This is a genomic window from Vibrio kanaloae (genome assembly GCF_024347535.1).
Taxonomy (GTDB): domain Bacteria; phylum Pseudomonadota; class Gammaproteobacteria; order Enterobacterales; family Vibrionaceae; genus Vibrio; species Vibrio kanaloae.
Window position 1 is genome coordinate 175,322 of sequence record NZ_AP025498.1, and the last position, 23,115, is coordinate 198,436.

The 23,115-nt window shown below is 45.4% G+C and carries 21 protein-coding genes; 11 read left to right on the plus strand and 10 right to left on the minus strand.

The annotated features are described in order from the left end of the window. Positions 1–15 precede the first annotated feature (15 nt). The gene (gene exaC / locus OCV24_RS15115; protein WP_004732897.1) at positions 16–1,536 is read right to left on the minus strand and encodes an acetaldehyde dehydrogenase ExaC; all 1,521 of its coding nucleotides are present in this window, start codon (positions 1,534–1,536) and stop codon (positions 16–18) included. A 327-nt stretch (positions 1,537–1,863) separates the two neighbouring features. Here exaC and OCV24_RS15120 point away from each other — a divergent pair, with 327 nt between their 5' ends. After that, entirely contained in the window at positions 1,864–3,651 is a 1,788-nt protein-coding gene (locus tag OCV24_RS15120) for a sigma-54-dependent Fis family transcriptional regulator (RefSeq protein WP_150877688.1), read from the plus strand. A gap of 18 nt (positions 3,652–3,669) precedes the next feature. Here the strand turns inward: OCV24_RS15120 and OCV24_RS15125 are convergent, their stop codons facing one another. Beyond that, positions 3,670–4,521 (minus strand): LysR family transcriptional regulator, encoded by an 852-nt coding sequence (locus OCV24_RS15125; protein ID WP_046223070.1) that lies wholly within the window; start codon positions 4,519–4,521, stop codon positions 3,670–3,672. Between the two features lie 98 nt (positions 4,522–4,619). Here OCV24_RS15125 and OCV24_RS15130 point away from each other — a divergent pair, with 98 nt between their 5' ends. Further along, positions 4,620–5,267, plus strand: a complete 648-nt coding sequence (locus OCV24_RS15130; RefSeq protein ID WP_150877686.1) for a glutathione S-transferase family protein — start codon at positions 4,620–4,622, stop codon at positions 5,265–5,267. A 77-nt stretch (positions 5,268–5,344) separates the two neighbouring features. Here OCV24_RS15130 and OCV24_RS15135 read toward each other — a convergent pair whose 3' ends face one another. Both OCV24_RS15135 and OCV24_RS15140 read right to left on the minus strand, forming a co-directional pair. Continuing rightward, positions 5,345–5,578, minus strand: a complete 234-nt coding sequence (locus OCV24_RS15135; protein ID WP_077681067.1) for a helix-turn-helix domain-containing protein — start codon at positions 5,576–5,578, stop codon at positions 5,345–5,347. A gap of 10 nt (positions 5,579–5,588) precedes the next feature. Beyond that, positions 5,589–6,137 (minus strand): DUF2975 domain-containing protein, encoded by a 549-nt coding sequence (locus tag OCV24_RS15140; RefSeq protein ID WP_046223067.1) that lies wholly within the window; start codon positions 6,135–6,137, stop codon positions 5,589–5,591. Positions 6,138–6,443: 306 nt separating this feature from the next. Between OCV24_RS15140 and OCV24_RS15145 the strand changes: the two genes are divergently transcribed. Beyond that, positions 6,444–7,886 (plus strand): AGE family epimerase/isomerase, encoded by a 1,443-nt coding sequence (locus tag OCV24_RS15145; RefSeq protein ID WP_150877684.1) that lies wholly within the window; start codon positions 6,444–6,446, stop codon positions 7,884–7,886. Positions 7,887–8,029: 143 nt separating this feature from the next. Here the strand turns inward: OCV24_RS15145 and OCV24_RS15150 are convergent, their stop codons facing one another. The 3 genes from OCV24_RS15150 to OCV24_RS15160 all read right to left on the minus strand — a co-directional run bounded on the left by OCV24_RS15150 (position 8,030) and on the right by OCV24_RS15160 (position 12,050). Next, positions 8,030–9,475, minus strand: coding sequence for a sucrose-6-phosphate hydrolase (locus tag OCV24_RS15150; protein ID WP_150877682.1), 1,446 nt, complete (start codon positions 9,473–9,475; stop codon positions 8,030–8,032). Beyond that, the gene (locus tag OCV24_RS15155) at positions 9,472–10,431 is read right to left on the minus strand and encodes an aminoimidazole riboside kinase (protein ID WP_137032091.1); all 960 of its coding nucleotides are present in this window, start codon (positions 10,429–10,431) and stop codon (positions 9,472–9,474) included. The genes OCV24_RS15150 and OCV24_RS15155 overlap by 4 nt, the downstream gene beginning before the upstream one ends. Positions 10,432–10,610: 179 nt before the next feature. Then, entirely contained in the window at positions 10,611–12,050 is a 1,440-nt protein-coding gene (locus OCV24_RS15160) for a sucrose-specific PTS transporter subunit IIBC (protein ID WP_150877680.1), read from the minus strand. 234 nt (positions 12,051–12,284) lie between these two features. Between OCV24_RS15160 and OCV24_RS15165 the strand changes: the two genes are divergently transcribed. Beyond that, positions 12,285–13,271 (plus strand): LacI family DNA-binding transcriptional regulator, encoded by a 987-nt coding sequence (locus OCV24_RS15165; RefSeq protein ID WP_017054883.1) that lies wholly within the window; start codon positions 12,285–12,287, stop codon positions 13,269–13,271. Between the two features lie 135 nt (positions 13,272–13,406). On the opposite strand, the gene OCV24_RS15170 is transcribed toward OCV24_RS15165, so the two are convergent. Next, positions 13,407–14,780: a carbohydrate porin gene (locus OCV24_RS15170; protein WP_150877678.1), complete on the minus strand. Its 1,374-nt coding sequence runs from the start codon at positions 14,778–14,780 to the stop codon at positions 13,407–13,409. A 471-nt stretch (positions 14,781–15,251) separates the two neighbouring features. Continuing rightward, a complete protein-coding gene (locus OCV24_RS15175) occupies positions 15,252–15,659 on the minus strand; it encodes a hypothetical protein (protein WP_017054885.1) in 408 nt (135 codons plus the stop codon). 201 nt (positions 15,660–15,860) lie between these two features. Here OCV24_RS15175 and OCV24_RS15180 point away from each other — a divergent pair, with 201 nt between their 5' ends. From OCV24_RS15180 to OCV24_RS15190, 3 genes are all read left to right on the plus strand, one after another. Continuing rightward, entirely contained in the window at positions 15,861–16,562 is a 702-nt protein-coding gene (locus OCV24_RS15180; protein WP_077681072.1) for a flavin reductase family protein, read from the plus strand. 104 nt (positions 16,563–16,666) lie between these two features. Continuing rightward, entirely contained in the window at positions 16,667–17,458 is a 792-nt protein-coding gene (locus OCV24_RS15185) for a CLCA_X family protein (protein ID WP_150877676.1), read from the plus strand. A gap of 123 nt (positions 17,459–17,581) precedes the next feature. Continuing rightward, positions 17,582–17,905 carry a DUF4144 domain-containing protein gene (locus OCV24_RS15190; RefSeq protein ID WP_146443520.1) on the plus strand — a complete coding sequence of 108 codons (324 nt, stop codon included), beginning with the start codon at positions 17,582–17,584 and terminating at the stop codon, positions 17,903–17,905. Positions 17,906–18,013: 108 nt separating this feature from the next. Here the strand turns inward: OCV24_RS15190 and OCV24_RS15195 are convergent, their stop codons facing one another. After that, positions 18,014–19,342, minus strand: coding sequence for an anaerobic C4-dicarboxylate transporter (locus OCV24_RS15195; RefSeq protein ID WP_017054893.1), 1,329 nt, complete (start codon positions 19,340–19,342; stop codon positions 18,014–18,016). Positions 19,343–19,753: 411 nt separating this feature from the next. Between OCV24_RS15195 and OCV24_RS15200 the strand changes: the two genes are divergently transcribed. From OCV24_RS15200 to OCV24_RS15215, 4 genes are all read left to right on the plus strand, one after another. Next, positions 19,754–20,413, plus strand: a complete 660-nt coding sequence (locus OCV24_RS15200) for an HAD family hydrolase (protein ID WP_150877674.1) — start codon at positions 19,754–19,756, stop codon at positions 20,411–20,413. Between the two features lie 196 nt (positions 20,414–20,609). Next, the gene (locus OCV24_RS15205; protein ID WP_077681075.1) at positions 20,610–21,236 is read left to right on the plus strand and encodes an HD domain-containing protein; all 627 of its coding nucleotides are present in this window, start codon (positions 20,610–20,612) and stop codon (positions 21,234–21,236) included. A gap of 137 nt (positions 21,237–21,373) precedes the next feature. Further along, a complete protein-coding gene (locus tag OCV24_RS15210) occupies positions 21,374–22,060 on the plus strand; it encodes a DNA-3-methyladenine glycosylase I (RefSeq protein WP_150877672.1) in 687 nt (228 codons plus the stop codon). A 214-nt stretch (positions 22,061–22,274) separates the two neighbouring features. Further along, positions 22,275–23,009, plus strand: coding sequence for a GntR family transcriptional regulator (locus OCV24_RS15215; RefSeq protein ID WP_017054897.1), 735 nt, complete (start codon positions 22,275–22,277; stop codon positions 23,007–23,009). Positions 23,010–23,115: the final 106 nt, after the last annotated feature.

The window sequence follows — 23,115 nt, forward strand, 5'->3', positions numbered from 1 at the left end:
TAAAACGAACCTGTATTAGAAGAAGCCTAACGGATTAGTATCATAGCTGATCAGCAGGTTCTTAGTATTTTGGTAGTGATCGAGCATCATTTTATGTGTCTCACGACCAATGCCTGATTTCTTATAACCTCCGAACGCGGCATGTGCTGGATACGCGTGGTAACAGTTCACCCAAATACGCCCCGCTTCAATGTTACGACCCATGCGATACGCTAGGTTTGCATCACGCGTCCACACGCCTGCACCCAAGCCATACTCGGTGTCATTGGCGATCTCTAACGCTTCTGCTTCGTCTTTAAACGTCGTTACTGCGATAACTGGGCCGAAGATCTCTTCTTGGAACACACGCATCTTGTTGTGCCCTTCCAACATGGTTGGCTGAATGTAGTAACCGTTGCCGAGATCATCTGGTTGCTGCGCGATTTCACCACCGGTTAGCACTTTAGCGCCCTCTTGACGGCCAATTTCTAGATAGCTCAGAATCTTATCGAACTGCTCTTTAGAGGCTTGTGCGCCAACCTGAGTATCAGTGTCTAACGGGTTACCTTGCTTAATAGTTTGAGCACGCTCGACCACCTTGGCGATGAACTTGTCGTATACCGATTCATGGATCAGCACACGTGATGGACAGGTACACACTTCACCTTGGTTGAAGAACGCCAGCAGCATGCCTTCGACACACTTATCAAGGTATTCGTCTTCATGGTTAAAGATGTCTGGGAAGTAGATATTTGGAGACTTACCGCCAAGCTCAACCGTTGATGGAATCAAACTTTCTGCGGCACATTTCAGAATATGGTGGCCGACTTCAGTGGAGCCTGTGAATGCCAGTTTCGCCAAACGATCACTGGTTGCTAATGCTTGACCCGCTTCGCTACCGAAACCATTGACGATGTTTACGACGCCTGCTGGCAAAAGATCAGCGATCTTCTCCATCATCACCAAGATCGATGTGGGTGTTTGCTCGGCTGGCTTCATCACCACACAACAACCCGCTGCAAGTGCTGGTGCCAGTTTCCAAGCCGCCATCAAAATCGGGAAGTTCCAAGGAATGATCTGGCCAACTACACCGATTGGTTCTGGGAAGTGGTAGCTTGCAGTGTTTGAATCGAGCTCTGCTGCGCTGCCTTCTTGCGCACGAATACAACCTGCAAAGTAACGGAAGTGATCGACAACCAAAGGAATATCTGCTGCCAAAGTTTCACGCACAGGCTTACCGTTTTCCCATGTTTCAGCGACTGCGATTTCTTCTAGGTTAGCTTCAATGCGGTCGGCAATTTTAAGCAGGATGTTAGAGCGCTCAGTCACACTGGTCGCCGCCCAACTTGCACGAGCCGCATGCGCTGCATCCAGTGCCAAGCTAATGTCTGCCTCTGTTGAGCGCGCCACTTGGCAATACACCTGACCATTCACTGGAGAAGTGTTATCAAAATACTCGCCGCTAACAGGCTTAACCCACTCACCACCGATAAAGTTATCGTATTGTGCTTTAAAGTTCACCACTGCGTTATCACTACCCGGCTGTGCGTAAATCATAGTTAGATCCTTCTTCGATTTGATATTCGTTATTGAGCTAGAGCTGTCTTATTTTTGTGGCGGCTCCCCTTGAGAAAAGAACTCCTGACGAGACGCCCATGTTTATACTTTCTGTTTAAAACACTGATACTTCGTGTTTTTTTCACAACAGTAACAACGCAAATCACACGCCAGAACTTCAAAACTTGTTGTTAACTAATTGTAAAACTATGATTACCAAACGTTTACAACCCAAAGTGAGTTGGCATTGAACGGACGTATGGAAACCATTCCAGTGTTCAACTGTTCCAAATTGGTACACCCTCACTGTTACGACATGGAACAGTCATGCACCTTCAACAAGCAAACACCTCAGATTGGCTTTCGTCCTCTTGGCACCGCAGCACAGAAGCGGGGCTAAAACAGAGACGACTTCCCGAAGACATTCGCCTGCCACAATCGATTCTTAAACAGCGACGACATCAATCTTCTGACTTAATCAACATCGTCGAATGCAATGCGCTGCCTTTGTTTAATCAGATGTTTGCACGCACTGACAGTCGTTTGATTTTGACCGATATTGAGGGCGTCATTCTGGCAAGTTGGGGACAGGAGCGGTTTAAGGAGAAGCTGACGTCAATTGCACTCAGCTCGGGAGCTTGTTGGCAGGAGCAACTCAAAGGTACTAACGCGATTGGCACCGCCATTGTTGAAGCGAAACCAGTATCCATCATTGGCGAACAACACTTCATCCACCAGCATCGGTTTATCAGCTGTTCAGCAAGCCCGGTGTTTGACCACCAAGGCCAAATGGTTGGGGTGTTAGACATCACCAGTGAGCAGCAACAACACGATAGTTCCGTCCAATTGCTGGTTCAAAATATGGTTCAACTCGTTGAGAATCAGCTACTGAGTCACATCCCACAAGGCACTACTCGAATCGATCTTGCGTGTGAGAAATCTTTACTACACAGTGGTTGGCAAGGAATTGTGATAGCCAATGAAGCTGGCGAGGTAGTCGCGCACAATCAGGTCGCCTCTCAGCTGCTGGATCAAACCTCGATCGTCGGCGAATGCATAGATACCCTATTTAACCGAACCTCATTAGATACGCCTTTTGTGTTTGAGAAACAGCACCTCACGCAAGCAACTGCAAAACGCACACGCTCCATTTCAGCGTCGTGCGATTTGCACCATGGCGAGCAACAAATAGAACACGCTTGGCAGCAAGCCAACAAGGTTATCGACAAAGGGATCAGCTTGTTGATCTTAGGTGAAACAGGCGTTGGTAAAGGCGAGTTTGTTAAGGCGCTGCACAAACAAAGCCAACGTAAATCTTCGCCCCTAGTAGCGGTAAATTGTGGAGCACTACCGAAAGATCTTATCGAATCTGAGCTGTTTGGTTACGCACCGGGCGCTTTTACGGGCGCAAGCCACAAAGGATTCCAAGGCAAGATCCGTCAAGCAGACAAGGGCATTCTATTTTTGGATGAAATCGCCGACATGCCGTTAGAAGCTCAATGTCGATTACTGCATGTTCTGCAAGATAAATCAGTGGTGCCCGTGGGTTCAAATCAGAGCTACCAAGTCGATTGTCAGATCATCGCTGCCACTCATAAAAACCTAGAACAGTTAGTTTCGACAGGTGAGTTTAGGCAAGACTTGTACTACCGCTTGAACGGCTTAGCCTTCACTTTGCCAAGCCTACAACACCGACAAGACAAACACGCCTTAATCGAGCACATTCATCGTAAATACGCCGAAGACGAACAGACAATCTGCCCTCACTTGATGAGCTTACTGTCCGCTTACGCTTGGCCGGGCAATATCCGCGAATTAGATAATCTACTCAAGGTCGCCGCTTTACTGGCGAGTGATGAACCCCAACTCACACTTGAGCATGTGCCCAGCCACCTTGCTCAACATCTAACATCGCTAGCGCAAGATAATCAGCATCAACTGACGACTCCTAATACCATAAAAGGTACATCGAATAACGATTTAAGAAGTACCGTTGAAGAAACCTTATTGCAAACGTATCAAGCAAACCAAGGCAACATCAGCAAGACTTCGCGAATACTCGGCATCAGTCGCAATACCATTTATCGAAAACTGAAAAGCTTGGGAATTCTTTAGTAGGAAGAGGAACCTAAGCTAATCAGAATCCAATTCCACAAGTTGATTGAGCACTTCTTTATCCAACACTGGATGATGTTTGCTCGCTAATATCAACACAATATCGACCGAAGGCAATGGCGGCATATCATCGAGGATTCTCAAGTCTGAAGTCACGCTGAGCTTACCCATCGCGCCAATGGCTAATCCGGCTTTAACGATCGCTCGCTGCGCTGAAGCGGTATTGCTACACGCCAATAACTGATAAGGCGTACCTTGCTTAGTTAAACCATTCACTGCTGCAGCGTGATATTTACAGTCCGTTTGAAACAAGGCTAATGGAACTGGCTTGGAACCATCAAACGCATAATCAGGGCTACTAATCCAAACCCCAATATCACTGGTGAGCCAATGCCCCTCTTCGCTGTCGGGTGCTCGGGTGACAATCGCGGCATCTAAACGACCATCATCCAACCATTCTCTCAGCGTAATGCTGGGTAGGCTGAATATTTGGATTGAGCACGTAGGCTCTGCTTGCTGTAACAGGCGAATCACTTTCGGCAGAATGGTGTCGTTATAGTCTTCAGGGCAGCCGAGTCGCAGAGGTTGTTTGTCCTCATAACGCTTTACTTGCTTTAGCGCGGTATTGTGGAGGGCGACCAACTGTTCGGCATGAGAACGCAGCGCTAAGCCAGCCTCAGTCAGTATTAAATTTCGCCCTTCTTTTTGGAAAAGAGTCACGTTGAGCTCTTCTTCCAACTTACGCATCTGAGCGCTGAATGCCGACTGGGTGCGATTAATCTGTTTCGCGGCACGCGTAAAGCTAGTGGTTTCTACAAACGCGAGAAAGCCTCGCAACGCATCAATGTCCATATTGAAATCACCACCCATCGTTTTTATTAATGTATTGCATCAAAATTATCCGTTAGTGCCTCGCAATACAATCCCCTAAGCTCAAAAGCACACTCACTAAACGCAAGGAAGCCCCTATGCAGCTTTATATTGGAAACCAGAACTACTCAACTTGGTCACTGCGCGCATGGCTGATATTCGACAACTACAACCTGAATCCAGAAGTCATTAAGCTCAAGCTTTTCACCTCTGATTTCTACGACACTCTGGCGAAAGTGACACCAACGGCTAAGGTTCCAACCCTAGTTGATGGTGACGTTGCAGTGTGGGATTCATTGGCCATTCTCGAATACGTTAACGACGCCCACTTGAACGGCGCAGCATGGCCCAGTTCAGTGAAAGAACGCGCCCATGCCCGAGCAATTTCTGCAGAGATGCACTCCGGGTTCTTTGCCGTCAGAAATGAAATGCCGATGAACTGCCGCGCACAACGAAAGCTAACGCTAAGTGAAGAAGCACTGAAAGACATCGCACGTATTGATGTAATATGGTCAACGCAAATGGAACAATACCCTGAAGGATGGTTGTTTGGTGAATGGTCGATTGCCGATGCGGTGTTTGCACCTGTGGCATTGCGCGTAGAAACCTATGGCATCAAGCTTTCAGAGAAGGCATCGCGGTATCAACAACGTGTACTTAACAGCACATCAATACAAAAATGGCTGGCAGAGGCAAGCTTAGAAACCGATGTGGTTGAAGAGGACGAGGCAGGCGAGACTGTATAAATAGTTAGCAATGAGTCTCGATAAGGGCATCGAGACTCATTCATTATTAGATGATTAGAAAGCGATTTCCTTACCGGCTATTTTTCAGCAACGCTGTCTTGATGATCATTCGGTTCAAACTCCAAAATATCACCAGGTTGGCACTCTAAAACTTCACACAGCTTATCGAGTGTCGATAGCCTTACCGCTTTGGCTTTACCATTTTTTAATACTGATAAGTTGGCTTCAGTAATCTCAACTTCTTTTGCCAATGTCTTCAATCGCATTTTTCGTTTGGCCATCATAATGTCTAAATTAATGCGGATAGTCATGACAAGTCCTTTAAATGGTTTGGCTATGTTCGTCAGCCAGAATATAACCTTCTTTCATCACCCATGAGATGATCAAAATAATTATACCCAATATCAGTGTTAAAAAGTCCATACCAACAAAACTAATCTCAAAGATACGTTCACCTGGTGGATTATTGAACGACAGAATCACTGACATCAATGAACCATAGATAATTGAACCTAAAACCCAATAAAACAGGCTATATCCGAGCTTCTGGTAGGAGATTGCGTTTTCTAAAGAGAAGATTTCACCTCGCTCATAGTTACGGAATAAACGTATCAGAACCATCAGTGCGTACATAAGGATGCTCGACATCAATAAGCTTGTGAACGCAGCAACGATTCTTGTTGTCATAGCGAGCGGTAACATCGTGAAATACCCTATGTCATAGGTAAGATAAAAAATGCCCGTCGCACTAATAAAGTCATAGGGAGTCTCAACTGTTAGCCAGAAGTAACACACCATTATAGGGGTAAGTACAAAAAGGGATTGCAATAGCATACGTACGCGTCGGCTTTGTTTTTGGATGTTGGACATACTTAGATTCCTGTTGAATTGACTAAGGGGATATTAAGATCAAAACGAATGATGATCAACAAAAAATTATCGATAAACGATAATTTCATATCGATTTGAGTTTAATAAAACAAGGCCAATCTAGTATGCGTTCTATCAATAGAATGAGATGACAACCTCCGGGTCCTAAAAGCTCCAACCCAATAATCCATTTTCATCAAACTTCCATTTACTTCCTAATAATTTGATCGATTGTGATCGCCTAATCACAATGTGCAGATGTGATTGTTTATATTCAACGAAACTCAAATAATTAAGATAAACATCATGTTACGAGCAACCATCGCATTATTAAGCGTGACCAGTTTCGCTGTATCTGCCAATGTCACCCTTCCCTCTGGAGAAGACTGGATCAATCATACTTCAGAAGGGCTCGCACCATACTGGCTAATGCCGAGCGCTCAGGGAGAACCGATAGGCAACTTCCCAACTTTCCGTTGTGATGATGGAACATTGCTTAATGTTTCTGATGTGTGTCCTGAACTGAACAAAGGCTGGATCACGCCGCACTTTGGCAAGGAGTTTACGCGGATGAAGTCACGTCAAACCTATGCCTACGGCGTGCTCTACCACCTTACTGGTGATAAGCAGGCGTTAGCGCTTGCCAAACAAGGTGCCTACTACATCATAGATCAGCTAGAAGATAAGCAAAATGGTGGCTTTATTGGCTACACAAAAGAGGGAAAAGTAGGCCAAGATTGGCAGCAGCGTACCTCTCAAGATCAAGCGTATGCGCTGGTTGGCCTTGCCATGTATTACTACCTGACTCAAGACAAAAAGGTAGAAGAAGCACTCATCGCCCAACAAGCTTTTATCTTTGATAAATATCGACTTAGCGACAACAGTGGTCTTGCTTGGGTACTTGCTGACGGTGAAGATGGCAGTGCAAAACGACGTGAACTGGTTGCACAACTTGATCAAATTAATGGCTACCTGTTGCTCGTCGCACCTCTGCTCAAAGAGCCCGTCAAATCAAAATGGCTTGATGACTTAAACTGGCTCACGCAATCCATGATTAACAAATACCATTCTGAAGATGAACAACGCTTCTACGGTGCAATTCACGATAAAGCAGCGATGATGCCGAATGCTAATCACAATGATTTTGGGCACACCATCAAAGCGTATTGGATGACTTATCTGACAGGCCAAACATTGAATAACTCTGAATGGTCGCAATTTGGCATCAAAGGGATGAAACACACCTTAGAGCAAGCTCAATACCAGAAAGAGTTCGTGAACGTCTCCCAATATTTTGGCGAGGAACTTCAGAATGCGTGGAAAGGACAAGAGATTACGGGCTGGCAAAGCAGGCCAAACACTAATTGGGCGTCATCATGGGAATGGGCCGAGCTTGATCAAGCAGCAATGACGGTTTCGCTGGTCGATGCTTCAATGAAAGACGTATTACAATATACCCTACCGACCTTTCATGATGTTTGGGTCGACCACAAATACGGCGGCGTGGGGCTTGATCCTAAGCGCACCAAGGCTTTCCATTGGGGCAACGGCTACCATCAATTTGAACATGCACTGATTGGCTATCTATACGCTCAGCAAGTTGACGCGAAGCCAGCAGTATTACATTACGCAAGGCCAACCAACAGCGAGATGCCAATGGAACCGTATTACTACCATGGGGATGTGGTTAAGTTGGATAACCTAAACGATGGAACGCAGAAGGTCAGTTTCAAAAACATTCGACCTTAGCGTTAGTTGTTTGCTCTAAATGGACTTGAGATGCAGGGCAATGGGGAATGGACAAGGTCAAAGAGTTAACACAATAGTGATATCGCAAACCCAAACAAAAGCCGCTGTCGAGCAGCGGCAATTTTAATGGAAATAATCTGAGTTTAGTCGTCTAGCCCTTTAATTGGGCTCATTGAACGATAAACGGTTTTTACGTCACCTTTAATGGACAGCATACTTAAATCATCAATGAAGAAGCGGCTAGTCATTGTGTGTTTACCACCATTGATGAAGATTTCGATGACCGACTTGTCAACATAAACCTCGATGGTTTGCTTGGTGCTCAACCTCGGTGCTTTTCTCACTGAGCCAAACTCTTCCGCGTAGAGCTGAGACATCTTACTGCGATCAAGCATGAACTCCTTTTCTGTAGCACTGAACACGATGTTATCGCCCGCAGCATTTGCAAGCGTTAACTCAAACTCGTCCGTTTCCGTTTCAAGTTGAACCATGAAGCTGGTTGTATCCAACTCAAGAACGCCCTCAACCGCAACCGCGTCGCCTTGCAACGCTTTCAATTCAGGTAAAGCCGACTGCACCAGATAGCCATCTTGGATGTGAAGCTCGCGTGGTAAAGACAACATGCCCGCCCACTGATGCTCATTAGATGGTGTATCAATCTCAGGCAGACCAATCCAAGCAATCAGAATACGGCGGCCTGTATCATCTAAATAAGTCTGTGGTGCATAGAAATCGAAGCCATAATCTGGCTGTGCGATGTCTTGATGGTTTTCCAGTTCCGCCGTATCTAGGTTCAGGCGGTCACCCAAAATGTAAGCCACTGAATAGATATTTTTGAAGTCGTATGGATTTTCACTGGACACGCCTTGCGGAGAAAATAGCATCACCGACTGATTATCTATTTCAAAGAAATCAGGGCACTCCCACATATAACCAAGGTTGTTGTAACGAGTTTGAATTGGACCTTTATGCTGCCAATTCATCAGGTCTCGGCTGCAATATAGCGCCATAGAGCCAGTATTTTGAGGCGTTTGAGCACCCACAACCATCAGATAATCGCCGCCCTGTTTCCACACTTTTGGGTCGCGGAAATGTTCGGTGTAGTGATCGTTTTCGATAACCACGCCGTGCTTTTCTATTTTGCCGTCAGCAGACATCTTGGCAAAACATTGAGTTGGCACTCGCAACCAATTTTCATCGCGCTTGTTACCTGTAAAAAACAACAATGCATTGTCGTTTTCAACCAATGCACCACCAGAGTAAACACCGTGAGAGTCGTAATCTTGGTCTGGGTGCAAGCCAATGCCGTGGTCTTCGAAATGAACGAAGTCTTTGGTAGAAAGGTGGTACCAGTACTTCATACCATGGACGGGGCCAACCGGCGTCCATTGGTAAAATAGGTGGTGTTCTCCATTAAAGAAACACAGGCCATTCGGATCATTGAGCAGGCCAAACTTAGGCGCAATATGGTAGCTCGGATAGCCAGCGTCTTGTTTGCGAAGATTGACCATCTCATCAATGCTGTCTTGTGAAATCTCTTCTATACGACGATATCTTTGCTCTACCGTCCAGTTCGAATTCAAACTCATACACTCTCCTCGACGGCATTCGTATTTGAAGAGTCTTTTTGAACAAACTGAGTGAGAGCCTCTTGCGTTGGAAGTGCGGTCATCGCACCTTTTTGCGTGGTTGCCAAAGCACCACACCCATTCGCCCACTGGATTGCAGAATCAACGACTTGTTGATTAATCCACTCATCATGTTGAGAAAGCTTTGCAAGTAAGCCGCCAACAAAAGCATCGCCTGCGCCTGTAGTATCCACTGGCGTCACTGAACGACCTGAAATCAACACACCTTGGTTTTCAAATACTCGCCAAACGCCTTTCGCGCCCTGTGTAACCAGAACAAGCATGTTGTTAAGATCTGCAATATGATCCAAACCTTGCTCCATCGAAGTTGAACCGGTTAAGAAATCCAACTCTTCTTCAGAGAATTTAACCACATCCGCCAACTCAACTGCTTTCATGACCACAGACTTGATTTCAGATGGATCTTGCCACACTTCATCGCGAAGATTTGGATCGAAGCTGATGTAACCACCAGCCGCTTTCATGCGTCGGATGGCTTCAAAAGTACTGCTTCGACTTGGCTCATTAGCCAGAGAGATTGAGCAGACGTGTAGCCATTCGTTTTTCTTAAATTCAGGAATGTCATCCACAGACATAAACTGGTCTGCACTTGGCTTCACCATAAACGTAAAACTGCGTTCGCCTTGGTCATCAAGGTCCACCACCACAGTTGACGTACGCTGCTCAGGATCTTTCACCAAACGTTCGGTATTCACACCTTCGTTTTGCAAAGTCACTTCCATAAAGGTGCCAAACGGATCGTTACCCACTCGGCCGAAAAATGCGCTTTTGCCTAAAAGGCGAGAAATCGCTACCGCGACATTGGCAGGCGCACCGCCCGGACATTTCAATAATGTCGAGTCAGACTCCGGAATGAGGTCGACGACGGCGTCTCCAGTTACCCAAACTTGATTCATCTTTCTTACCTTAAAACTGAAAATCATGACAATCGAAAGCAGTAGCAACCAAAAGCAAGGTGACACTTCACGCTGTCATGTAAAAATATAAAAAGGCTAGCTAAGCCAAATCACCTAGCTAGCACCCCAAAGCTTAGGAAATGAAGTGAAAAGGGGGACTTCACTTCTAGGGAGAAACGTTAAGCCGTTGCTTTAATGTTTTGTTTATTACGCTCGCGCAGACCTAAAACAACGGTCAGTGCAAAGGCAGTCACGAACGCGATAATCATGCCGACCACGTAGTAACCGATTTTTTCTGGTGATATTGAGATGATACCTGGAATACCAGCAGCACCCAGTGCTTGTGCTTTCACATTGAACATAGTGATAAACGCGCTTGAAACCGCAGCTGCACAAACCGCAGCAATGAATGGATAGCGAAGCTTCAAGTTCACACCGAACATTGCAGGTTCAGTAATACCAAGCAAACCGGTCACACCAGAAGGAATCGCGATACCTTTCATTTTCTTATCTTTACTCATGAAACCAACCGCCAGTGCCGCTGTACCTTGTGACACGTTAGACATCGCCGCGATAGGGAAGATGAACGTACCGCCAGTCGTTGCGATATCCGCAAGCAGCTGAGTTTCAATCGCGATAAAGCTATGGTGCATACCAGTAATAACGAACGGCGCATAAATCAAACCAAATACCGCACCACCAATGAAGCCAGCGCTGTTGTATAGCCAGTTAAGACCGTCACCCAGTAAGAAACCGATATCACGTGTAAATGGACCCACAACCGTGAATGTCAGAAGGCCCGTCACGAAAATAGCCAATAGTGGCGTTAACAAGTTATCCAAAACCGAAGGAATAACTTTACGTAGGCCAAGCTCAACTTTCGCTAGAATAAACGCAGAGACAAGAACGGGCAGCACTGAACCTTGATAGCCCACTTTCTCGATTTCAAAACCTAGAATGTTCCAAACTGGAATGCTGCCCGATACTGATGCGCCACCGAAGCCCCAGCCGTTAAGCAAGTCTGGGTGAACCATCAACATACCTAAAGCCGCGCCAAGGTATGGGTTACCACCAAACTTCTTACTCGCTGAAAATGCTAATAAAATAGGTAAGTACACAAAAGGAGCATTAGCAAATGTATTGATCATGTTTGCTAAGTCGGTCAAACCCGGATTAGCGTCGATTAAAGATTTGCCATCAATGAATAAGCCTTGAGCCGTCAATAGGTTGTAGATACCCATCAACAAACCACCAGCAACAATCGCCGGAATGATTGGTACAAAAATATCAGACAGGCCTTTCACCGCGCGTTGTAGGATATTTTGGTTGTCAGCACCTGCAGACGCCACATCGTTGGTCGACATTTCCGTCATTTCAGTCAGCTTAGCCAACTCAGCATAAACTTGGTTTACGATGCCTGAGCCAAAGATGATTTGATATTGACCTGCCACTTTAAACTGGCCCTTAACCCCTTCTAGGTTATCAATCGCCTGTTCATCAATTTTATCTTGGTCTGCAACCGCAAGACGCAGACGAGTCGCGCAGTGTGCGAGTGCGGTGATATTACTTTTACCACCTAATAGAGAAAGCAGCTCTTTTGCTATTTTTGGATAATTCATTACATACCCCATTGGATTATCATTTGAGCTTTTGAATTTTCGGGAACGTTTGCAAAACAAATTTTTGCTTAGAAATAACAAATGATCAAAGATAACGGCTCAATACTGTGAGAATGATCTTTAAATTATCTCCCTAGGATAAGAAGACAGGGTTAAAATCCCCTAATAACAGGTAAATTTGATGCTCTGTTTGCAAACAATCCCAAAACTAAAATTACAATTGGATAATAAATAATGGCTAGTCTTCATGATGTCGCTCGTCTCGCTGGAGTTTCCAAGTCGACGGTTTCAAGAGTAATCAATGATGAGTATGGCGTAAAAGACGCGACCAAGGTGAAGGTGCGTAAAGCGGTTGAAGAGTGTGGCTATCTCCCAAACCAAGTCGCTAAAGACTTAAAGTCTCAGAAAACCAACCTGGTTGGCGTGATTGTTCCTAGGGTTTCTTCCCACGCCACCTCTCAAGGTGTCGATGGTTTAACCGCAGTATTAGAGCAAGCGGGCAAGCATGTTTTACTAGCGAGCACGCACCAAACGCACCATAAAGAACTTGAATACATTCAGATATTTAACCAAAAACGTGTTGAAGGCATCATCCTGTACGCAACCCACCTCGACAACCAATTAGTCAAATCCATTCAAAGCTCTGCAGTGCCAGTGGTATTGGTTGGTCAAGACGGTTCGATGTTTAACATCCCAAGTATTGTGCACGACGACAATCGCGTAGGGTTTGAAGCGGGCAACCGCCTCATCGCGAAAGGTTGTAAGTATATGGGGTTTATTGGCGTGCAAGGCGATGATATTGCGGTTGATAAGATGAGATCAGAAGGCTTCGCTCAATCACTTCAATTCAACGACCTCACACTGCAATTTCACGCCCGCGGCGACTTCACCATAGAATCAGGTTACCAACTGGCTAAACAGTCTCTAAAGGAGCACACACAGCTCGACGGCCTGTTCTGCGCCACTGACCGTATCGCAATCGGTGCGATCAGAGCCATTCAGGAAGCGGGCCTCGTTCCAGGAAAGGATGTCTTGGTGCTCGGTGTGGGTGACGATGAGCTCGCTTCAGTATGCACACCAACGCTGTCTACGTTTAACTATGCGTTTGATAAAGCGGGAGAAAATGGAGCTAAGCTTCTGCTCGACCGTATTGAGAAAAAAGGCTTTGAAATGAGTAAGATGGTGCTGACTTTTAGCACCATTGAAAGAGAATCTTGCTAACGGTTTATTTCAGAGATCAAGTGCTCCCAAGATAAAAAAATGCCAACCTTCGAGTTGAAACGATAAGGTTGGCATTTGATGATGCGACGATCACATCATGATTAACACTCTCTATCTAAACGATATCTCAAGCAATTAGAACCAAGTTTCCATCTGCAGTGCAAACAGAACCTCGCCGCCCTCTCCCATCGTTGCAGCATCTGCTTCAGTGCTGATCGAGTAACCATTCAGGTCTTCACTCCAATCCACATAGCTCACAGCGAAACGCAATTCTGGTCGGTCAAAAAAGCCAGTGCTGGTTGAAAGCTTCAGTGTTGGTGCAACTGTTGCCTTGTAGAAACCACCGCTCGCTTGCTCGGTCGCGTTGTCTAAATCCATGTACTGCAATGAACCTTCGTAAACCATCTCAAAGTTCTCTGTGAACTCTTGAGCTAATCGAACGTTTAAAGAGGCCCATGTGAACTCGTCATTCTTCTTCAGACGGTCTTGGCTATGCTCTGCCATTAATGCAGGTGCTAAGCGCCAGTTGTCGCCAATGCGAGTGACACCGTAGCTAAACAGGCGAACGGCTTTTGCATCATCCAGTAGATCACCATTTGAGCCGATGCCTTTTAGCTCTGCACCAAGGCCGCTACCCACTAACATACCCGTTTTAGAAAAGCCTTCGCTCACACCAAAGAAGTTGTCTCCATGGTACGCAAACATTGCGTGTACACCGTTTTCAGCTGCGCCATTTAAACGGCTATCGTTGTCTGCTGAGGTCATGCCGCTCAACATCACTTGCCATTGGCCAATACGGTTATTCATGGTTGCAATGTAGTTTTCTACGTCTGTTGATGAGCTATCAATTTCACCAAAATCTCGGCCATAAATAGAGAAATTCGCTTTCCAGTTGTCGCTCATCTGAACATCGTAAACGCCTGCACCAGTACCTGATAAGAAGACAATATCCGAGTCGAAAAAGTGAATATCAAAATTGTCGCGATCGAATCGTTTACCTGCCCAGAAAGTTGCTTCAGAAAACGCTTCGGATTCAGAGAACATACTCAGGCGATTCAGCTCTGAATACACCTGTCGAACATTCAACTGGCTTTCGCTGGCAGTCCACTCGTTATTTGTCTCAGTACTATCGGCTAACATGATACGAAATAAGGCACTAGAGCCATCATCCGCAAAGCGCTTATGAATCAAGTTCGCTTCAACGTAATGATCATCTTCAACACCAAGGCGTCCAATTGGAGCACCAATGGCACCAGCCGCCGTCATGTAAGGGCCAGTGCCTGTCGCGCCGTTTAGGTCGTCGTTGATCAATAACCCAGAGCGAGCATAGCCGTGAAACTCAAACGAAGAAGCCTTTTCATTGGCCTCGGTGGAGACCTGCTCTGTTTGTGCAACCCTTTGTTCTAATTCATTAATACGTTGCTCTAATGCTGCAACGTCTTCACTTGCTAATACCGATGTAGTCATTAGCCCCATTGTTACAGCAACCGCTAAAGTGTGTAATTTCATTCTTATGTTCTCACGTTAATTGTTTTAGATTACTTGCAAACGTTCCCAAAATAATTCGTAAGCGCATTTAGGCCTATACTTTTGATGTACAAGCTCTATATCGAAGAAGAAATAGAAATCAGTCGTGTTGATTACTTCACTTTTTGTATCTGGGTGGATGATAGATCGATACTTTCGGGAACGTTACCGAAAATACATAATTCTGATAACTTTGTCACAAGTGAAATTGATTAATGGGCGAAAAATAGTGTCTCGCGCACATTAGCTATCTCAGAAAAATAGAGAGGAAATCCAGTACGATAATTAGGAAAGGCGCTAAAAAATGCAACAGGTTGGCTATAAAAATTAAAGCCTGAGAAGCGATTTTTCAGGCTTTAGAAAGGCGTTCGTTGGTAACAATAGGTCGTTTTTTGAAAAGTGTATGACATTAACTAACGTGACAGTTTATAGAAGAGTAAAGCGTTTAAAAGACTACTTCCTCTTGCCCTGCTCAACCAGTTTCTCATTCCATGCCGTATTGCCGTCGCGCTTGGAGACATCGTATTCTGCACAGAACTGGGATATGGTCATATTGTTGTCGCCAGTCGCCAATTTCAATGCCAACTGAACTTGTTGAAGCTTGCTTTGCAGACGCAGGATCTGACCTGCATTTGGGCTTTTTTCTTTGGCATACTTTAAGGCTGCATGTTTACGCTCTGCCGCGCCCGCCCTGCGATCCGCTTCTGATAACAGATATTTTAGTTGGGCTACACTTTTGCCCTTCTTGAAAGCGGGATCAAGTAGTTCAACGCATTCATCAAAAGATGGATCGATAACGTAGGGGTCAACTTTATGAGCTTGTTGACGCATCCACTCTAGTGCGAGTTTTTCATCTGACATAATTAAATCTTTACCAAAGAAATAGCCCTATATGGTATCGCTCAATAGCAAACCGCTGCAATAACAAATTGAATGAGTTCGTACCTTTCTAGTTTGAACCTAGTGGCAAAGACTAGCTGATCGCTAGAAAGCTACATTGCGTACATATAGTTCAGTTGATAAACAAGTCGTCGAAAAACAAAAATGAGAAGAAGAGAAGATATGAAGGACATGACCCTTTCAGGACAAGATATCCAAGCGATGGATCAACGTGAGCGTGCTCGTTTCATTAATTCCCTATCGGGATTCAAAAGCGCAAACCTTATTGGTACCTGTGATAAACAAGGGCTAGAAAATCTTGCTGTGGTGAGTTCTGTGGTTCATATGGGTTCGAATCCACCTTTGTTTGGCTTCATAGTCCGACCTGCAGAAAGTCGCCGCCACACGTTAGAGAATATCCTAGAAACTCGACACTTCACCATTAACAGCATCGGCGCTGACTTTGTTCAAAAAGCGCATCAAACCTCGGCTCGTTATCCAAAGTCGACATCCGAATTCAAAGCTGTCGGGCTCACTCCTTACTATGACGACATGTTCCCCGCTCCGTTCGTATTAGAAAGTGCTCTCAAAATAGGCTTGGTTTTGAAAGAGCAGATATCAATAGAGAGCAATCAAACACAAATGTTGATTGGTGAAGTTATTACGATTCAAGCCCCCAAGCGTGTCATGATGCCCGATGGATACCTTGATTTAGAAGCGTTAGATTTAGTCACAATCTCTGGGCTCGACAGCTACCATGTTACGCAAAGGCTGCACCGGTTAAGCTATGCCAAGCCAGACAAGTCTCTGTTTCCGCTGACACGAGAAGGCAGTCCAACTTCATGGGAGGCTTTTGAATTCAATCTAACTCATTTTGTTCTGTAATTGGCCGCGAAAAGTGCTAACTTTCTCTGCTTTACCCAGTTGTCCTACAACATGGCGACACGGCATCTAAACCCTGCACTTTGCACCCAATTCCAAGGACTACTTTGAAGTTAACCCACTTTAAATACAAGACGCGCAAAGGCCCAGACTACCGACATGGCGACCAGGTGTCTTTTATGGACATTAAGCAGACTTTCGGTATGGGCAGCATCCGCGTGGGCGCTTGGGTCACCAAAGAAGAGAAAGAGCTGGCCGCCAATCTGATATTCGATTCGCTGGCAGACTTAGCTTACATCTTGGCTTTGCCACCAGAAGCGATTGGCCTGCGCGGAACCTTAGGCTTAGCGTTCGGTAGTGGTGGCAGAAAAGGTGTGCAAGCACACTACGCTCCAAACCAACGAGAATTAGCCCTCGCTAAAAACGCAGGAGCCGGTGCTCTCGCCCATGAGTTTTGGCATGCGTTTGACCACTACATTGCCGAAAAAGCGTTTAAGATCGGCGATACCTCTGGCCCTCGTAAGCAGATCTTGTTTGCCACCGATTGTTGGTTGCACGATCGAAAAGTACGGCCCCATCCATTAAACAAGAGTTTGATGTCTCTCTTCGATGCTACCCTGCTAAGCGACAACAACCTGGATAAACACGACTACGTGGCTCGAAGTGTCATTGCTGATAAAGCGACATCTGCACGCTACTTCTCACTGCCAACTGAGATGATGGCTCGCGCCTTTGAGTCCGCCATAGAATCCTGCTCAGATATCGAAAACTCGTATCTGGTCGATGGCACAACCAAACCAGATATGTTCCCTCTTTATCCTGATCTCGCGCATCGAGAGGAAATCTACAATGCGATGCTGGGCTATTTTGCTCCGTTAGGACGATCTTTAAGTAAGTAGCCCCTTGCGCCAGTAACATTCTGGATAAACAAAGCGATGAATCATTTTGGACAGCACATGACCAAAGGTTCGAAAGCGTTTATAGTCGACACAAACTTCAACATACGTAATTTAGAGGCATTAATGATCAATTGGCCATCTTTGGTAAAACTCGACGGTGATGATGAGCTTATTTACGTCGCATCCGAGAATGATTTTCAAACCGAATGCTCAGACATAATCGTGGGCGAAGATGATTACCTCATCGATTCTGAAGGTGACAGCTACGCACTTCAATCGAGCTTAAATCAACTGTCTCTAGCGAAACAAGCACACCAGTATTCGGTTGAAAGCGTGACTAAACTGATTCGAAATCACGAGTTCCAGAAGGCAGAAGTGTGCCTGATGAAGATCTACTTCCTAACGATCGAAGAAGCGATTCAGTCGCTCGCCTTTGAGCCTCGTTAATATTGGTTATTAATTCGAAACCTAGGTTCCAACCAGAACTTCCAAACAGTACAAACAAAAACAGCGCCAAATTAGGCGCTGTTTTTCGTTTATGGGCTCGCTAATACATTAAGCAATAAAAATCTGTGCCAGTGCATAGCCCAAGCAACATGCGCCTACAACACCGATTAAACCAACCGACATAAATGAGTGGTTGAAATACCACTTACCAATCTTGGTGGTGCCAGAGACATCGAAGTTAACCGTTGCGATATCTGATGGGTAGTTAGGGATAAAGAAGTAGCCGTAAACTGCTGGCATTAAACCGATCAACAAGGCTGGGTCTAGTCCTAAGCCAAGTCCAACCGGTAGCATCATACGTGCAGTAGCCGCTTGAGAGTTCACCACAACCGATACGATGAATAGCGCTAGCGCAAACGTCCATGGGTAATTGGTGACCATTTCCACGATGCCCGATTTGAACTGAGGCATTGCGTATTGGAAGTAAGTATCCGACATCCAAGCAATACCGAAGATAGCAATCGCCGCCACCATACCGGATTTGAATACCACGCCATTTGGCACATCACGCGGGTCAGTTTTGGTCGCCAATAAGATGATACCACCGAAGCAGAGCATCATCATTTGGATGATCACCGACATCTTGATTGGCTTGTCGCCGTCTACGATGGTTCTGATCTCAGGCACCATCGCCACAATAACAATCACGACAATTGAAAGTAGGAAAATCAAAACCGCATTACGAGCCGAAGTTGGCAGTACTTCATCCAAAGATGTCGCCGTCGTGTTTTCAATACGCTTTTTCCACTCAGGATCTTTCAAGCGCGCTTGATAATCAGGATCGTCGTTCAATTCTTTACCGCGTTTCAAGCTGTACAAAGATAATAAGAATGTACCGAACAATGTCGCAGGAACCGTAACCAACAGAATAGAAAGCAGAGTAATAGAGTGTTGGACATCTGAAAGTTGCGCAAGGTAATACACCACAGCAGCAGAAATTGGCGATGCCGTAATGGCCAATTGAGAGGCAACTGACGCCGCCGCCATTGGGCGCTCAGGACGAATACCGTTCTTTAGTGCTACATCACCAATGATAGGCATGATTGAGTAAACCGCATGGCCAGTACCTAACAGGAAAGTCATCGAGTAAGTAACAAACGGTGCTATCAAGGTAACGCGTTTCGGATTCTTCCTTAACACCCTTTCGGCTACTTGCAGCATGTATTTCAAGCCACCAGCAGCTTCAAGAATAGAAGCACAGGTAACAACCGCGAGGATAATCAGCATAACGGTGACAGGTGGAGACGTTGGTGGCATTTTGAAGACAAACACCTCAATAACCAAGCCAATACCAGAAACAACACCTAAGCCAATACCGCCATACCGGGACCCGATATAAAGTACAACTAATAAAAATAGAAACTCAAAGTACAACATAAGCAACCTTACGAAAAATATGGACTAGTACTATTTTCTCGGTAAGTTCAGCAATTTACTTATTGTTTGATCACACTCTTATTTCAGGCTCACGCTAATTGTTTTTTATAAGATAATGGTCACGCTAACAAGACTGTAAGTTTATGAATTGTAATAGTAATCTAGCCGATAGACCTATAGTTGTTATGTATGATAACCATTATTGTATCTGTTAGAACAACATGGCCTATAAAACACCATACTCATAACTTAACGATATTATTCAAACTAAAATCAATCACATTCCAAGTCATTTAGTGGCATATTACATCACCAACTCCTCTGATTATTACTCAACGCTGACTCGCCTATCCCTAGACACTATGTCAAAATAATCCACCTGATGACGACAACAAATAAAGAACCACGTATATGAATTTTCAAGCTGCTATTTTTGATATGGATGGACTACTGCTCGACACCGAGCGACTTTGTATGCAGGTTTTTGAAGAAGCATGTCACGCGCAAGGTGTGCCATTTTTGCAGGATGTTTATCTAGGCATCATTGGTTGCAACGCAAAAACCATTGAACAGATCTTTAGAAATGGCTACGGTGAAAGCTTAGATTACCCAGCGCTGAACAACGAATGGCGCACGCGCTACAGTGCGATTGTTAAGCATCAAGCCATCCCAGTAAAAGATGGCGTGATTGAGCTGCTTGAATGGCTAAAATCGAATGACATTCCAATCGCGGTGGCAACCTCTACTCAGCTCGATATCGCAAAGAAGAAGCTTGAGTTGGCTGGTCTAGATTCTTACTTCACCTCGTTAAGCACAGGCTGCGAAGTGACTCACGGTAAGCCTCACCCAGAGATTTACTTACTAGCGGCAGAACGCTTAGGTGTAGCTCCTGAAACCTGTCTCGCGTTTGAAGACTCAAACAACGGCATTCGCGCATCGATGGCGGCTAACATGATCAGCTTCCAGATCCCAGATCTGGTTGAGCCTTGCGAAGAAGTCAAAGCCCTTGGTCACACGATCAGCCCTTCCCTGCATCATGTGTTAGCACAGCTTCAACAAGCCGCTGCTTAAGTTCTGATTACCGTTGATAACGCTTTTATCAACGTAGACAAGCCTCTCTATCAAGCCGACTCACAGAGTCGGTTTATTTGTTGATATTCCTTTTATAAAAGATAAAAACTCGCGCTTGAAACTGTTAAAGTCGATGGGAAATAAATGCTAGGTGATAAACAACATTACTAACGTCTAAAGGTGGAGAAAGGGACGCGTGATTGAAAAACTAGAAAGCCAACTGATTGATTTTGCACAACAAGAAATGACACAAGATTCAGCGCACGACATCAGCCACATCAAGCGAGTAGTCAAAACTGCTAAGGCTTTATGTACTCAAGAACAGGCGAAGCTTGAGGTCGTTCTGCCTGCCGCTTACCTTCATGATTGTTTCACCTTTCCCAAGAACCACCCAGACAGAGCCCAAAGCTCACAAATGACGGCAGACAAGGCGATCTCTTTCCTCAAATCTATCGACTATCCCGCACCCTATCTCGATGAGATCCATCACGCGATTGTCACGCACAGCTACAGTGCCAACATCACTCCAGAAACCTTGGAAGCTCAAATCGTCCAAGATGCTGATCGTCTCGATTCTCTCGGTGCAATTGGCATTGCTCGCTGCCTATACGTTGGTCAGAGCTTTAACGCTGAACTCTATAACCACGAAGACCCGTTCGCCAAGCAGCGTGACTTGGATGACAAGCATTACAGCGTCGACCATTTCTACGTGAAGCTGTTTAAACTCGCTGAAACCATGAATACAGAATCTGCCAAGTTAGAAGCCAACAAACGCACTGATTACATGCGCGGTTTTCTTGATCAACTGGTCTCAGAGGTATAGCACCTTGCGGCTTAAAACTATTTAGCTGTTTTGTTTAATTGATTTGAAGACAGTAAGTAGCTTAGGCTACTTTTCATCTGCAAGTTTGACCCCATATCATTAAGCATTGGCTACACAGATGTAATTTGGAACCTCCAATGACCCAAGAAAAATTCGACACTATTTATCAACGCGCAGCTCACCGTAAAGGCGGAGCGGCCGAGCTCGAAAAGATTGTTCGTGCGCCCCTTTCACAAGCTGAGCTATCACAAATCACCGACGATCGTTGGCTAGCCGCCTTTACCGAAAAGGTATTCCAGTGTGGTATTTCGTGGAATGTGGTGAGAAAGAAATGGCCGCAATTCGAAGAAGTGTTCTTTGAATTCGACATCGAAAAGATGCTGATGCTGCCGAACGAGATGTGGGAACAGAAAGCACAAGACCCACGCATTATTCGCCACCTGACTAAGGTGATGACTATCCCTGCCAATGCCACCATGATTCACAACGCCAAGCGTGAAGCGGATTCCTTCTCACAAATGGTTGCCGACTGGCCTTCAGAACGCATCACAGAACTTTGGGATTATCTGAAGAAACACGGCAAGCGATTAGGTGGTAATACTGGTGCCTACGCTCTGCGCCAAATGGGTAAAGATACCTTCATCTTGTCATCGGACGTTGAAGCGCACCTACGCAGTACCGATGTGATCGATAGCGGTCGTAACACCAAGCGAGCACAAGTCGCGGCAAGTAAAGCTTTCAACGAGTGGCAGCAGCAATCAGGACGTAGCCTGAGCGAGATCAGCCAGATCGTGGCATACAGCTGTGGTGACAATCGAGTTTAGTTACGAAAACACCCTCGTATCGCTGTTACACAATCTCATGCTGCTCGATATGCACCTGTCTTTGTGCAAACTACATGTTATAAATCATTAACAAACCAGCGTGTATCGCACTTTCATTCAGTAGCATTGTATAGATAAATGTATACAATATAGAGTGACACTCATGAAATATACTCGAGCCACCCTCTTCGACTAAACAAGGGCCCTTATCTCTATGACAGCTCTCAAAAACTCTGTCTCCAAAGGTGTAAAAACGAAAGTAACCGGCCAAACTCAAGACGATGTTGTTTACTGCCATATCTTCGACGCGATATTAGAACAAAGGCTGCCACCGGCCACAAAACTAAGCGAAGAAGCGCTAGCAGATATCTTCAGTGTAAGCCGTACTATCATCCGTCGAGCCTTGCTACGTCTCTCGTTAGAGCAAGTTGTCGTGATCCGTCCTAACCGAGGTGCCGTGATTGCAGCCCCCACAGTAGACGAAGCCAAACAGATATTTAAAGCACGTGAAGTGATGGAGATAGCGATCACTGAGCTTGCTGTGAAAAACGCGACCAAAACACAGATAGAAGAGTGCAGAAAGTTGGTCGCGAAAGAGAACTGCGCCTTCGACCAAGGCGACTATGGCTCTGGTTTACGATTGTCTGGTGAGTTCCACATTAAACTGGCAGAAATGGCAGAAAACGCACCTCTGCTCGCTTTCCAACGCAGTTTAGTGTCGCAAACATCACTGCTGATCGCTCAATACGAAACAGGTAACCACTCAAACTGTTCTCTAGACGAACACTCAGGGTTACTGGATGCGATTGAGTCTGGTAACGAACAACAAGCGGTAGAATTGATGCACGAGCACCTAAGCCACATTCGTTCTAAACTCAACCTAGACAGCAGTACGGCTTCTAGTGACCTGCATGTGGTGTTCTCTGATCTGCTTAAGAGCAAGTCATAGAAGATTCAACAAGCGATTAACAACTTTTTGTTAACAGCTTTTGTTTACAAAACAGGAGAGAAGTAAGCCTCAACGTTTACTTCTCTTTTTTATACGTGAAACCCTC

What these genes read in the sequence shown, in the direction of transcription:
- OCV24_RS15200 (WP_150877674.1), top strand. Translation starts at nt 19,754, where the DNA reads ATGAATTTTCAAGCTGCTATTTTTGATATGGATGGACTACTGCTCGAC.
- OCV24_RS15150 (WP_150877682.1), bottom strand. Translation starts at nt 9,475, where the DNA reads ATGAGTTTGAATTCGAACTGGACGGTAGAGCAAAGATATCGTCGTATA.
- OCV24_RS15120 (WP_150877688.1), top strand. Translation starts at nt 1,864, where the DNA reads ATGCACCTTCAACAAGCAAACACCTCAGATTGGCTTTCGTCCTCTTGG.
- OCV24_RS15145 (WP_150877684.1), top strand. Translation starts at nt 6,444, where the DNA reads ATGTTACGAGCAACCATCGCATTATTAAGCGTGACCAGTTTCGCTGTA.
- OCV24_RS15160 (WP_150877680.1), bottom strand. Translation starts at nt 12,050, where the DNA reads ATGAATTATCCAAAAATAGCAAAAGAGCTGCTTTCTCTATTAGGTGGT.
- OCV24_RS15135 (WP_077681067.1), bottom strand. Translation starts at nt 5,578, where the DNA reads ATGACTATCCGCATTAATTTAGACATTATGATGGCCAAACGAAAAATG.
- OCV24_RS15190 (WP_146443520.1), top strand. Translation starts at nt 17,582, where the DNA reads ATGATCAATTGGCCATCTTTGGTAAAACTCGACGGTGATGATGAGCTT.
- OCV24_RS15170 (WP_150877678.1), bottom strand. Translation starts at nt 14,780, where the DNA reads ATGAAATTACACACTTTAGCGGTTGCTGTAACAATGGGGCTAATGACT.
- OCV24_RS15125 (WP_046223070.1), bottom strand. Translation starts at nt 4,521, where the DNA reads ATGGGTGGTGATTTCAATATGGACATTGATGCGTTGCGAGGCTTTCTC.
- exaC (WP_004732897.1), bottom strand. Translation starts at nt 1,536, where the DNA reads ATGATTTACGCACAGCCGGGTAGTGATAACGCAGTGGTGAACTTTAAA.
- OCV24_RS15140 (WP_046223067.1), bottom strand. Translation starts at nt 6,137, where the DNA reads ATGTCCAACATCCAAAAACAAAGCCGACGCGTACGTATGCTATTGCAA.
- OCV24_RS15210 (WP_150877672.1), top strand. Translation starts at nt 21,374, where the DNA reads ATGACCCAAGAAAAATTCGACACTATTTATCAACGCGCAGCTCACCGT.
- OCV24_RS15175 (WP_017054885.1), bottom strand. Translation starts at nt 15,659, where the DNA reads ATGTCAGATGAAAAACTCGCACTAGAGTGGATGCGTCAACAAGCTCAT.
- OCV24_RS15215 (WP_017054897.1), top strand. Translation starts at nt 22,275, where the DNA reads ATGACAGCTCTCAAAAACTCTGTCTCCAAAGGTGTAAAAACGAAAGTA.
- OCV24_RS15165 (WP_017054883.1), top strand. Translation starts at nt 12,285, where the DNA reads ATGGCTAGTCTTCATGATGTCGCTCGTCTCGCTGGAGTTTCCAAGTCG.
- OCV24_RS15180 (WP_077681072.1), top strand. Translation starts at nt 15,861, where the DNA reads ATGAAGGACATGACCCTTTCAGGACAAGATATCCAAGCGATGGATCAA.
- OCV24_RS15130 (WP_150877686.1), top strand. Translation starts at nt 4,620, where the DNA reads ATGCAGCTTTATATTGGAAACCAGAACTACTCAACTTGGTCACTGCGC.
- OCV24_RS15155 (WP_137032091.1), bottom strand. Translation starts at nt 10,431, where the DNA reads ATGAATCAAGTTTGGGTAACTGGAGACGCCGTCGTCGACCTCATTCCG.
- OCV24_RS15195 (WP_017054893.1), bottom strand. Translation starts at nt 19,342, where the DNA reads ATGTTGTACTTTGAGTTTCTATTTTTATTAGTTGTACTTTATATCGGG.